The 12,715-nt window shown below is 44.6% G+C and carries 13 protein-coding genes; 4 read left to right on the plus strand and 9 right to left on the minus strand.

The features are described from left to right. Positions 1–15 precede the first annotated feature (15 nt). From LX99_RS22875 to ileS, 3 genes are read right to left on the minus strand one after another with little or no spacing between them, the layout of a single operon-like run. A complete protein-coding gene (locus LX99_RS22875) occupies positions 16–621 on the minus strand; it encodes a lipoprotein signal peptidase (RefSeq protein ID WP_109610019.1) in 606 nt (201 codons plus the stop codon). Beyond that, entirely contained in the window at positions 622–1,005 is a 384-nt protein-coding gene (locus tag LX99_RS22880; RefSeq protein ID WP_109610021.1) for a TraR/DksA family transcriptional regulator, read from the minus strand. Beyond that, on the minus strand, positions 1,005–4,388 hold the full coding sequence (ileS, locus tag LX99_RS22885; RefSeq protein WP_109610023.1) for an isoleucine--tRNA ligase: 3,384 nt from the start codon (positions 4,386–4,388) through the stop codon (positions 1,005–1,007). Before ileS ends, LX99_RS22880 begins: the two co-directional genes overlap by 1 nt. Positions 4,389–4,460: 72 nt before the next feature. Here ileS and LX99_RS22890 point away from each other — a divergent pair, with 72 nt between their 5' ends. Then, complete coding sequence (locus LX99_RS22890; protein WP_022832891.1) at positions 4,461–4,655, plus strand: hypothetical protein; 195 nt, start codon at positions 4,461–4,463, stop codon at positions 4,653–4,655. A gap of 67 nt (positions 4,656–4,722) precedes the next feature. On the opposite strand, the gene LX99_RS22895 is transcribed toward LX99_RS22890, so the two are convergent. The 3 genes from LX99_RS22895 to LX99_RS22905 form a co-directional block, all read right to left on the minus strand. Next, positions 4,723–5,331, minus strand: coding sequence for a TetR/AcrR family transcriptional regulator (locus LX99_RS22895; RefSeq protein WP_109610026.1), 609 nt, complete (start codon positions 5,329–5,331; stop codon positions 4,723–4,725). A gap of 57 nt (positions 5,332–5,388) precedes the next feature. Continuing rightward, positions 5,389–6,936 carry a DHA2 family efflux MFS transporter permease subunit gene (locus tag LX99_RS22900; RefSeq protein WP_109610029.1) on the minus strand — a complete coding sequence of 516 codons (1,548 nt, stop codon included), beginning with the start codon at positions 6,934–6,936 and terminating at the stop codon, positions 5,389–5,391. Between the two features lie 283 nt (positions 6,937–7,219). Next, positions 7,220–7,840 (minus strand): Fic family protein, encoded by a 621-nt coding sequence (locus LX99_RS22905; protein WP_109610031.1) that lies wholly within the window; start codon positions 7,838–7,840, stop codon positions 7,220–7,222. 68 nt (positions 7,841–7,908) lie between these two features. On the opposite strand from LX99_RS22905, the gene LX99_RS22910 reads away from it, so the two are divergent. The 3 genes from LX99_RS22910 to LX99_RS22915 are packed head-to-tail and all read left to right on the plus strand — an operon-like array spanning position 7,909 to position 9,161. Continuing rightward, positions 7,909–8,445: a hypothetical protein gene (locus tag LX99_RS22910; protein WP_109610035.1), complete on the plus strand. Its 537-nt coding sequence runs from the start codon at positions 7,909–7,911 to the stop codon at positions 8,443–8,445. A gap of 12 nt (positions 8,446–8,457) precedes the next feature. After that, on the plus strand, positions 8,458–8,829 hold the full coding sequence (locus LX99_RS25425; RefSeq protein WP_146203200.1) for a hypothetical protein: 372 nt from the start codon (positions 8,458–8,460) through the stop codon (positions 8,827–8,829). Beyond that, entirely contained in the window at positions 8,814–9,161 is a 348-nt protein-coding gene (locus tag LX99_RS22915; protein WP_170122776.1) for a hypothetical protein, read from the plus strand. The genes LX99_RS25425 and LX99_RS22915 overlap by 16 nt, the downstream gene beginning before the upstream one ends. Positions 9,162–9,670: 509 nt before the next feature. Here the strand turns inward: LX99_RS22915 and LX99_RS22920 are convergent. From LX99_RS22920 to LX99_RS22930, 3 genes are read right to left on the minus strand one after another with little or no spacing between them, the layout of a single operon-like run. Next, positions 9,671–10,969: an amino acid permease gene (locus tag LX99_RS22920; protein WP_109610040.1), complete on the minus strand. Its 1,299-nt coding sequence runs from the start codon at positions 10,967–10,969 to the stop codon at positions 9,671–9,673. Positions 10,970–10,979: 10 nt separating this feature from the next. Beyond that, on the minus strand, positions 10,980–11,636 hold the full coding sequence (locus LX99_RS22925; protein ID WP_109610043.1) for a DUF4276 family protein: 657 nt from the start codon (positions 11,634–11,636) through the stop codon (positions 10,980–10,982). Between the two features lie 5 nt (positions 11,637–11,641). Beyond that, complete coding sequence (locus LX99_RS22930) at positions 11,642–12,697, minus strand: AAA family ATPase (protein ID WP_109610045.1); 1,056 nt, start codon at positions 12,695–12,697, stop codon at positions 11,642–11,644. Positions 12,698–12,715 lie beyond the last annotated feature (18 nt).

The raw sequence follows: 12,715 nt of genomic DNA on the forward strand, positions 1-12,715 counted from the left end.
TATGTTTATAACTAATCACTCTTCAACCATTTCGCTGTTGGGGCTGGCCACTTCGGGTGTTTCATGTTTAAAGTAGCGTTTCTGGTACAGTAATATCATTATTACGCCTACGCAGATCGAAGCATCGGCCAGGTTAAATACGGGCCTGAAAAACTCGAATGTCTGTCCTGCCCAGAAAGGGAACCAGGATGGATATGTGCCCTTTAACAGCGGGAAATAAAACATATCGATCACCCTGCCGTGAAATATGGGGGCATATTTATACATCAAGCCATAAAAGGTCGAATCGATGATGTTGCCCGTAGCGCCGGCCAGGATGAGGGCCACATTCATGATGAGGCCGCGGTGGTACTTGTGTTTTATTAAAAAAATGAGTGTATAAATTATACCCGCAACCGCCACAATACGAAAAAGCGTTAAAGCCAACTTACCCGTATCGCCGCCCCATTCCATCCCGAAGGCCATACCGTTGTTTTCGGTATAATGTAATTTGCCGTAGTCACCCAAAAGACGTATTTCGTCTCCGAGGTTCATGTGCTGGTGCACCCAGGTTTTAATGATCTGGTCGGCAAGGATAATGAAAGCGGCTGTAAGAAAAGGTTTGGTATAAGCAGCCTTCATTTATTGCTTTAATTTAGCTTCCATCGAAAGCGTGGTGTGCGGCACGGCACGTAAACGCTCTTTAGGGATCAGTTTGCCGGTTTCGCGGCACACGCCGTAGGTTTTGTTTTCAATACGTACCAGGGCGGCTTCCAACTGCTCTATAAATTTTTTCTGACGGGCAGCCAACTGGTTGATCTGCTCTTTTTCGAGTGTGGCCGAACCATCCTCTAATGTTTTGTAGGTACCGGCAGTATCATCCGTGCCGTTAGCATTAGGCGAACTTAATGATGTAGCCAACGAGTTTAACTCTTCGCGGGCAATACGCATTTTTTCAAGGATGATCCCTTTAAATTCCTGTAGGTCAGCTTCAGAGTATCTGGTTTTTTCTTGTTCTGGTTTCATTATACTTTACTAATAGCGATCAATATTTCTTGTTCATCAATTGTAACAGTTTCACCCCCGGTTAACTCGTTGTCAAGCTGTATGTTATCTGCTAAAATTTCGGCGCAAATATAGGACAAATTGTTTTTAACAGCTTCGCCTAAAAATGCGGCGTTGCTGATGTTTACGCTGATCCTGTCGGTTACTTCAAACTCTTTTGCCTTACGCAGGTTCTGGATGCGGTTAATCAGCTCGCGAGAGATCCCTTCCTGTTTCAATTCGTTGGATATGGTAACATCTAAGGCAACGGTTAGTTTGCCTAAATTTGCAACCTGCCATCCGGGCACGTCCTCGGCAATAATTTCCACGTCGGCAACCTGGATCTCATACCTGCCGTCCAACACGCCGATATTGCCGTTTGCCTCTAAGGCCGCGATATCATCCTGGGTGAAATTGTTGATAGCTTCGGCAACGGCCTTCATATCCTTACCCACTTTTTGGCCCAGGGCTTTAAAGTTTGGCTTAATCTTCTTTTTGATAAAGCCGGCGGTATCGGTTATGTACTCAATATCTTTAATGTTGGTTTCAGACAAGATAAGGTCTTTAACCTGCTCAACGTGTAATTTAAAGCTTTTATCCAGTATCGGCAACAAAATTTTGCTTAATGGCTGGCGCACATTGATATTCACCTTTTTACGTAACGACAAGGTTAATGATGAAATATCCTGTGCCAGCTGCATGCGCTCTTCCAGCTCGGCATCAACCAGTTCGCTGTTATACTCCGGGAAGTAAGCCAAATGAACCGATTCAAATGGTTCTTTACCGGTAACGGCGTTCAAATCGCAATATAACCTGTCGGCAAAGAAGGGCGCTATTGGCGACATCAGTTTGCTGATAGCGATTAAACAGGTATATAATGTTTGGTAGGCCGATAATTTATCTTCCGAATCGTCCGACTTCCAGAAACGGCGGCGGCTTAAGCGGATAAACCAGTTGCTGAAATGCACATCCACAAACTCCTGGATGGCGCGGGCAGCTTTGGTCGGCTCAAAATCAGCATAGTAAGCGTCAACGTCTTTACTTAAGGTGTTTAAGAGCGAAATGATCCAGCGGTCAATTTCAGGCCGTTTGCCGATCGCGATCTCTGCTTCACTGTAAGTGAATTTATCGATATTGGCATACAGCGTAAAAAACGAATACGTGTTATAAAGGGTGCCGAAAAACTTACGCCTTACCTCGTCAATACCCTCCTCGTTAAACTTAAGGTTATCCCAGGGCGACGCATTGCTGATCATGTACCAGCGGGCGGCATCGGCACCATATTTTTCGATGGTTGCGAACGGATCAACAGCGTTGCCTAAGCGTTTAGACATTTTGTTGCCGTTTTTATCCAGCACCAGGCCGTTTGATACTACGTTTTTAAACGCGATACCCTGGTTACCCACCTGCTCGTTAACGGCCTTGATCTCGTCGCTGGCTTCGCTTAGCATAACGGCTATGGCATGCAGGGTAAAGAACCAGCCACGGGTTTGGTCAACACCTTCGGCAATGAAATCGGCAGGATAGGCGTTTTTAAACTCTTCCTGACCCTCAAAAGGGAAGTGCCATTGCGCGTAAGGCATGGCACCCGAATCGAACCAAACGTCGATCAGGTCGGGCTCGCGGAACATTTTGTTACCGGTTGATGATACTAAAACCACATCATCAACATATGGGCGGTGCATATCTTCCAGCACAAAACCTTCGGGCATAAAGCCTGCCTTGATGGATTTTTCGATTTCGGCATTCAGTTCGGCTATCGAACCGATGCAAATTTCTTCTGCACCGTTTTCTTCGCGCCAGATAGGCAGCGGGGTGCCCCAGTAGCGCGAGCGCGAAAGGTTCCAGTCAACCAGGTTTTCGAGCCAGTTACCAAAGCGGCCTGTACCGGTCGATTCCGGTTTCCAGTTGATGGTTTTGTTCAGCTCCACCATTTTATCCTTCACCGCGGTGGTGCGGATAAACCAGCTATCAAGCGGATAGTACAATATCGGCTCGTCGCTGCGCCAGGAGTGCGGGTAGCTGTGTTCGTATTTTTTAACGTCGAACGCGCGGTTCTCGGTTTTTAATTTGATCGAGATGAGTACGTCGGTTGGCTTAAAACCTTCTTCGGCGCGCTCGGCCTCGGTGTAGTATTCTTCTTTAACGTAACGACCGGCAAAATCGGTAACCTCGGCCACAAAGCGGCCCTGTTTATCAACCAACGGCACCTCTTTACCGTTCTCGTCTTTTACCAGTACCGATGGTACGTTATTTTCTTTACAGGCCCTAAAGTCGTCCGCGCCAAATATTGATGCGGTGTGTACTATGCCGGTACCATCTTCGGTAGTAACAAAATCGGCAGGGATTACGCGGAATGCGTTTTGCTCCAGGTCGGCATTGGTTACATATGGCATCAGCTGTTCGTAGTGGATGCCTACCAGCTGACTGCCTTTCACCTCTGCTTCAATTTTCCAGGGGATCACCTTATCGCCGCCTTTATAATCAGCAAACGAAGCGTTTTCGCCATCGGCCTTAAAATATTTTTTAACCAGGTCTTTAGCCAGTACTACGCAAACCGGCAGGTAGGTATAGGGGTTAAAGGTGCTGATCTTAACGTAGGTAATTTCCTCGCCAACGGCAAGGGCACAGTTTGAAGGCAGCGTCCAGGGGGTGGTTGTCCAGGCGAGGATAAACAGATCAGTATCTACGCCCTCAAACAAAAATTCCGAATCCTGATCGCGCTTAACTTTAAACTGGGCGGTAATGGTAGTATCCTTCACCATTTTATAGGTACCCGGCTGGTTCAGTTCGTGCGAACTGAGGCCGGTGCCCGATTTTGGCGAGTATGGCTGCACGGTGTAGCCTTTATACAGCAAATCTTTATTATGCAGCTGTTTCAGGATCCACCAAAGGCTTTCAATGTATTCGTTTTTGTAGGTGATGTACGGATCGTTCAGGTCAACCCAGTAACCCATTTTTTCGGTCAGGTCGTTCCAAACATCGGTGTAGCGCATTACCTCCTTGCGGCAGGCGTCGTTATAATCCTTAACGCTTATTTTTTTGCCGATGTCATCTTTAGTGATGCCCAAAGCCTTTTCAACAGCAAGCTCAATAGGCAAACCATGGGTATCCCAGCCGCCTTTGCGTTTTACCTGGTAACCTTTAAGGGTTTTGTAACGGCAAAAGATATCTTTAATAGAACGCGCCATTACGTGGTGAATACCGGGCATGCCGTTGGCGCTCGGCGGGCCTTCATAAAAAGTATATGGATTACCGGCCGGACGACTGGTGATGCTTTTTTCGAAGATATTTTTCTGTTTCCAGAAGTCCAGTATCTCTTTGCCTGTTTGCGATAAGTTTAACTGCTTATATTCCTTGTACATCTATTATTTCACCTCGTTTTTAAGAGGTTGCAAAAATACAGAATTAAAAAATGATTTTTTTAATTTAGGCCGATGAAAAATAAAGCAAAACGCTCTGTTTATCTTTTATTAATAGGCACCATACTGTTTTCGGCCGGGATGGCCATCCCCAGCGGCCCAGCCGAAAAATGGGACGATATTGCCCGTGGCGCCGGAGCTGGTTTGTTTATTGCAGGGTTTATCGGTTTGTTTACCTGGTTGCTTGATGTGGTGAGGGAGAATAAGTAAGGCTTGCATCCAATTTATAGAACTTCCGCTTAACGCGTACCGATTAAAATAAAGGAAACTCTTTACCTCAACTGATCATCTGGCTTATCCATAAAGGAATCATCTTTTTCCGTTCCAGCATCAAACTGGTAAATTCGTCTGAATTAAAGTAATCTGAATCAAGCATGCGGGGCCGGGTTAAAAAAGGAAAAAAGATCATCCCGGTAATATTCCATAAAATATTCACCGGGTGAAAGTCAATTTTTCCCGTTGCATGCAATTCCTTGAGCTGGTCAGCAAAATGCGACTGTTCGAGTGATTTCATTTTATTCACCATAGCCAGGTTATGCAGCTTCCCGCTCATCACTTCATTAACGGTAAAGAAAATAAAATCAGGATTTTCGAGCACATTATCAATATAATGGCCAACACATATCCGGATCTTTTCATCAATCGTCAGCTGCCTATTGTTTAAAACCGGCTCGATTTTATTGAAGAGCCGGGAGACCGATTCGTTCATGATAAACTCAAAAAGCTTTTCCTTGCTTCTGAAATAATAGTTCACCGAGGCGACATTAATGTCGGCTTCAGCCGCAATATCACGTATGGTGGTTGCCAGAAATCCCTTTTTCGTAAAGATATTCCTCGCCGCCTCTATTATTTTTTCTTCAGTAGAAACCTCGCCCGCAATTGACATTATACTTTTAAATTATTTGTAAAGCTAAGTAATGCCCTACAAATAATTTAAAAAAGCTTAGTGTGCGCCGGCCACCGCCTTTTGGCCTTTAACAAACGGCGTAAGGAAAACCAACGGAATGGCACACAGCATCACAACGCCCACTATCCAGTAAGTATCATTATAACTCAGGAGTGTGCTTTGCTTCTTTACCGATCCATCAATAGCAGCATATGCCATATTGGTGGCATCGAAAACTGATTTGCCTTTTGCTTCAAAGCCAAGAACCAATGCATTTAACCGTTCGGTGAACTGTGTGTTATAGGGATTGATATGAGTAAGCAGGTTGTTTCGATGAACTGCCTGCCTGATGTGGATCAAGGTGTTTAAACCGGCAATCCCAAAGGAGCCGCCCAACTGGCGCATCATATTATTTAAACCCGTTCCCTGGCCAATTTCAGCGCCTTTAAGGCCGCCAATAGCGAGTGTGGTTAACGGAACAAACAGAAGCGCCAGCCCTATACCCCTTATGGCCAGGGGCCAGAAAAAATCGCCTGTACCGGATGACAATGTTGAATTGCTCAACATTAATGAAAAGATAAAAAACAGCACCATGCCTGTTACTGCCATAAATTGCGCCGGAAGACCTTTGTTTAACATGATCCCGACAAAAGGCATTGTCAATAAGGTGAAAATTCCGCCGGGTAACAAAATTTCACCGCTTTGCTGCGCAGTGACCCCGAGCAGGTTTTGGGTAAATAACGGGAACACATAGTTAGAGCCGTATAAGCCGAGGCCAAGAATAAAAGAGGTGATCATACCGGTGGAGAAACTCCGGTGCCGCATAATTTTAAAATTAACAATGGGCTGATCGGTGCTCAATTCGCGCCATATAAAAAGGAGCGTTCCTAAAACGGCCATTACCGTCAACACGATTATATAGGTAGTTGAGAACCAATCTTCGTCTTCCCCCTTTTCAAGAATAGTTTGAAGGCTGCCAACTGCAACAGCAAGCAAGGCAATTCCCCACCAGTCTACCGGCTGGCCTTGGGCTGTACGCGGGGTAGTGCGCACAAACATAATTGTGCAGATGGCAGCAAGTACACCCACCGGGATATTTACATAAAATATCCATTGCCAGGATGCATGATCATTAATGTAGCCTCCGAGGGTAGGACCAATTGTGGGCCCGAATACGGCGCCAAAGCCAAAAATCGCAGTCGCTGTGCCGGCTTGCGCGGCAGGCCACGACTCCAGTAATATGGCCTGAGCCGTTGAAAGCAATCCACCGCCCGCAAAACCCTGCAGTATCCGGAAGCATACAAGTTCAGTAAGAGAGTGAGAGTTGCCGCATAAAAAGGAGGCGATGGTAAAAATAATGATGGAGGTTAGGAAGTAGTTTTTCCGGCCAAAGAAATTGCTCAGCCAGCCCGACATGGGCAATATGATCACGTTCGCCACGCTATAACCGGTAACTACCCAGGCTACGTCTGTCATGGTAGCGCCAAGGTTGCCCTGTATCTGCGGAATGGATACGTTAACTATAGTAGTATCTATTAATTCAAGTAAAGAAGCGGTCACTACGGTTACAGTAATGATCCACTTTCTAAATCCGGTTTCAGCCATTTTAGTAATTATTTTAAATCCGTAAAACGGCTCAAAAGTAATTAATCAAACGATTAAAACAATTGTTTAAAACATAGCGATGTCTTGTTTACGATAACATGACAGAGCATGTTTTTTTTATTAAACGGGAGGTTCCGTTACCTGAGCTGATTGAAAGTGAAAAGGGTTACTAATAATGCGAAAGCCCCGGCCTAAAGTTCTTTAATTCAGGAAGGCTGTTCGAGGCAGGAGCAGCGGTATGGTAAGAACTATTACAATCGTTATGATAAGCACTTTCAGGCAATTATACTGTAAGCCGTATTCCGGCCTCCGCCTGTTTCTTTCTGTAATATACTTTCTCTATCAGATACTGAATGTCTCGTAATGCAGTGTCGGGCGAACTCTTTGTCATTTTAGCCCATTTGGTAGTGGTTAGCTTTCCATAAAACTCATCCAACAAGGCGGTGACCGTCTGCTGCTGGCGACTATTGAATATGGTTTCCTTATGCTTATCCCAAAACCGGTTTCGTTTCGCTACGGCAGCGAATGTTTCTTCAGTATGGTCCATCGCATAATACAGACAATCTAAAAACCACTTCAGCCAGTTTGTAATATCCAAACCGCCCTTTTGCGATGCTTCCAGTATGTGGTAATAAGCTGCTTTTTCGCGCATGATCTGTGCCGACATGCTATAGAACCGCTGCGATGTTCCATCCGCCCGCGCGAGCAGCATATCCGTAATAGCCAGGGTTATACGACCATTGCCATCGTCAAACGGATGTATGGTTATAAACCATAAATGTGATATAGCTGCTTTCAACACGGCATCAGTATCAGATTCTGCGTTGAGCCAATTTAAAAAAACCTCCACTCCAGGTAGCCGCCCGGCTTCCGGAGCTTCAAAATGTACTTTTCCCTTGCCCATAGCTTCCGAAACAACCAGCGGAAGGCGATCCGCAAATTTATGACAAGGACGGCAAAATAACCTCTGTTTTGGATAGCGCTACCATAGTTGCGGCCATGAAAAAGCTGGGCGTAACCAAAGCTCCATGGACCGGCGGTTTGATACAGGAAGTAAGGGTTCGTCAATTTTTTGCACGTGTAGCCATGACCTTCAATTTTGGTACCGTTATGAGAGATTACCGGCCCTATCCCGGCAGCGACACCGAAACCAGCGCCCTGGTGGCCGACAGGTGGCGCAAACCTGGCGACGAGCTAACCACCGATATACCACGCATTGCTACCGGCGGTGCAAATACCTACCGTGAGTTTGTTACCCGCTATTCCAGCAATAGCATTATGTCTGCTGATAACGTTCGCTTATCAGAAGTAATGGTGGGTTTTAATCTGCCTAACCAATATCTTAAAAGATATGGTTTAGGCACGTTCACCATGACATTGCAGGTGCAAAACATTGCCTATTGGGCACGTAACAAATACCATCTCGATCCTTCCGTAGTATCATTTGATGGCCGTATAGGTAACCCGCTGCCTAAAATATACTCATGCAACCTTAGTCTGAATTTTTAAAACGGTATTAACATGTATAAAAGATCAATATTTTTTGCTTTAGCAATCTGCAGCATTTGGTCGCTATCGGCCTGTAAAAAGTTTTTGACGGTGGCCCCTGCTTCTACAAACGTTAATCCTGTATCTATTAAAGACTTCCAGGAAATGTTGAACAGCAATTCGTTAAGTAGTTGTCATTATTTTTTGTTTGATGTGATGAGCGACGACCTCACCATGACAGATGCGCAACTCGCTGCAACCAGCAACTATTATCAGCGCAGCTACAGTACGGCTACCCCACACTCTTTTTTAAGCCAGGTTAACGATACCAAAGCCACATGGCCTTATTCTCCAGGCAAATCAACCTATCAGGTTTTATACGCCGACACGTGTCTATTCCCGTAGTTAAGGCAAAAGATAAAAGGAAAACTGCGGTATTCACCGCCGATCAGACCCGGATCATCAAATTTCCCAATGGTAAGGCAAACCAGCAATTGGCTGTCTCTTCCAATCCGCTTACCACACCAATCATTATATCGAGGTTGGCAGAAATGTATTTGATTAAAGCTGAAGCACAAGGGGCCTCGAAAGGCGCGGTTACGCTTGCGCCCTATTTTGTAAACCGCTATAAGTTGCCGCCTTCCACGTCATCGGTAGCGGCGTTAACAGCCACACAATATCAGGGCCTGCTACTGGATGATGTCATCGTGAATTCTTTGCGGAGGGGCACTGGATAGGGATAAAAGCCTGCTCGTTCGGCAATATCACTAATCCGATCTTCAGCGCCGCAATAAAGGCAAAGCACGGTATCTGGAGAATTGATAACCGGGGAGGTTCGGTCGCACTGGGTACAGCAATCAAAAAAGTAAGTCAGGGGAGATAACAGGTTTGGCTGTCGTTTCCGGGTAGAGGCGATCCGAACATCGGCATACTGATCGATACCTTTCAATAAATGCATGTGAGTTTTAATCCTGCCGGTGGTTGGTAAACGAGATCACATTTATATAGAATCTTATTCCAAAAAGTGTTCGAGGTTTTTCCCCAACGGTCTATGGCCCGCTTTTTAAGGACGGGTGAGAGTTTCAGGAAATATTATCAATGCCTTCAGGTAAATATCTGAAGGGCTTTTTTATATAAGTTGCTATAAAGGTAAGTTTTGTTTATATTAAAGTTGATAACGCAGTTGCCCGCTCGTTAATGCTATCTAAAATAATTTCGAATCATTTTTTGATTGTAGCTTTTTATCTTATTTTTTAACAAACGCCGCCCAAACATAAAAAGGTATTCCCGCCATCAACAGCAAAAAGCCGTAATAAACCGCTTCCTGGCCGGCGCCGGCAATTGCCCAGAGCGCATAGGCGAAAGCCAGTATAGCCAAAGTAACCGCCCCGGCCCAGCCACCGGCGTTAGGGGTATTGCGCACGCGGATCACAAGGTAGGCCGCAGCCGATAGCAAATAAGGAATGAGTACGCTGAGTAACGAAAGTAGCAACAGAAATTTAAACTGCTCTACCAGCCCCTTGGTATAATTCATGGTCATGAACAGCGAAACCATAACGCTGCTGATCACAATGCCCATATAAGGCACCCCTTTTTTATTGGTACGGCTGAATATGGGTGGAAAAAGTTTATCCTTGGAAATGGCGTAAGGCACCTGCCCCTGCAACAGTGTCCAGCCGTTTAAGGAGCCGAAGGCAGCGATAGCTATACCTGCGCTTACCCAGTAACGGGCATTGCTGCCGTAAATAATTACCGCCGCATCTGCATAAGGGGTAACCGATTTTTGTAATTGCACGGCGGGGATAATACCGATAACACTTAAGCTTCCTAATAGGTAAACAAATGTGGTGATAAGCAACCCCAATAGTGTAGCCCTCGCCACATTTTTTTCGGGATTAGCAATACTCCCCGACGGAACGGTTGCGCTTTCAATGCCAATAAAGGCGAACATGGTCATGGTGGCAGTAGCCTGCAAAGCGCTGATCATGCTACCCCCGCTCTTGTTAAACGGACTGAAGTTTGCCGCCTTGATGAAAAACAAACCGCCAATAGCTATCAGCAATAGGGGTAGTACCTTCAAAATGGTGGTAGCCAGCTGCAGCTTTCCACCGGCAACTATGCCTAAAGTATTGATGTAAGCCAGCAGCCAGATGGAGCATAGCCCTGTACAAACCGCGACCATGCTGTTGCTTGCCAAAACCGGAAAAAAGGTACTCAGCGCGCTCACAAACGATATGGTGATGGCCGCGTTGGCGCAGGCCACGGCAAGGTAATATCCCCATGCTACCAAAAAACCTATAAAATCGCCAAGCCCGTTGCGGGTATACGCATACGGGCCACCTGTAGCGTGAGGCAGTAATTTGCTCAGGTTACTGAAAACTTTTGCCAGGAAAAACGAACCTATCGCCGAAAATACCCAGCCCAGCAAGCCAATGCTGCCAAAGCTGGCCATAGCTGCCGGCATCAGGAATATGCCCGCACCTATCATATTGCCTACTACAAGAGAGGTGCTGGTCCAAAGGCCTAATTTGTTTGGTTCGGGCATGGTGGTGATATTACAGGTTTTCGAGTTTGGTTATCCAGTTGTTGAAGCGGGGGCTTTTAGCTCTTATTTTTTCTAAACCGATACTTTCGGCTAAAATAGAACCATAAACAATTTTGTTGTACCCGTTAATTATACGGGCCAATCGGTACGAGGGAGCGTTTTGAGGCGTGTCGTTAATTAACTCCGGGTTTGGGTTGGCATTAATAGTTTGCTCTAACTCTGGTTTATTTACAAGTTCATCAGGCCGAAAATTATCCTCAAATATTTTGATATCATTAAATAACAACCCTTCAAATTCGTGTAATTGCAGATAGGGGATGAACCGATGACTGATAGAGACATCAATTGTTAAATGCATTGAGGTTTTGAGTAAATCCATCCTCTCATCTCTATGGATTATCCTCTTACATGCATCCCATTCTGGAAAAGCATGATTGTCATGGATACCATAATAATCAAGAAAAGTTGTTACGAAGGCTTCTTTGTCTTGTTTTAAATGATTCTCAATTTGCCCCTTCAGTGTTTTCCACGGCACAATTCCTCCACCTGATTTTTTTATAGTGGGAGATTGTAGATAAATTTCTTTTTTGTTGAAGTGGGGCTGAAGTACATCTTTGCAAAACTCCTGCTCGGTTTGGCCTTCACAAACAATTATAATTCTTTTCATAGTGTTTAGGGTTGGCCCCCTTCAATGATATTTCTTTGCCATAAATCGCCTATAGAATAATCTTCGAGCCAAACTGCCAGCTCTTCTTTTTGCAAGCGTTTAAATTCAGTATGTCCATCAACTTGATCAACGGTAATGATATCTTCTGCTTCAAAATGATTAACCAAATCTGATGATTGCGTTGCAACGATTACCTGTGAGCCTCTTTCTGCCGCGCTTTTGATCATGCCTGCCAATTTTGTAATAGCAAAAGGATGTAGCCCTAATTCAGGTTCATCGATGATGATACTCTTCCTTAATCTTGGTTGCAAGAATAGAGCAGATAATGCAATAAATCTGATAGTACCGTCAGAAAGGTCTGATGCCCCATAAATAGTTGAACTATATTTGTCTTGCCATTGTAGCCGAATATGGCCTTCTTCATTAGCTTGTAAAAAGAAGTCGGAAAAATAGGGCGCAACGCTTTGAATTGTTTTTACGATTCGATTGTATATAATGAAATCATTTTGCTTTATGTGGTGCAAAAATGAAGCGAGGTTTCTACCATCTTCATAAAATGTATAAGAACCATTTTGCACGTTACTCATTTGAGTAAATGGTGAGTTTTTTCCGGTTTCATGAAAATGATATTTTTTAAAACCGTTTAAATGCTCTCTTATATATTTTGCCCGAAAGCCCGGTGCAGTTTTTATAGAAGCTTCTAATTTGTACGAAGTGGAATCATATGGGTCGTCATTAAACCACAGTAACTCCTTTGTGAAAATAAAAGCATCGTCTTCTCCTCGAACGGTGAAAGAATAAGCGTTTGCGTGATTCTCAAAAGAGATCTCAGCGCTTATTTGAGGAGTTACTTTACTGCCCTGATATAAAAATCTTTCGGCACCACCGTTAAGTCCTATATATTCCCTAAGCGTTTGAGCGCTAACCCTATTTAAAAAATCGAAAAATGAAATAAAATTACTTTTGCCTGAGCCGTTAGCCCCAATTAAAATATTGATAGGTTTTAACTCAACTTTGGCCTCTTTAATGGATTTGTACCCTTTTATTTCAATATAGTCCATAAATACAAAGCTATCATT

Source organism: Mucilaginibacter oryzae (assembly GCF_003148845.1).
In the GTDB taxonomy this organism is placed as follows: Bacteria; Bacteroidota; Bacteroidia; order Sphingobacteriales; family Sphingobacteriaceae; genus Mucilaginibacter; species Mucilaginibacter oryzae.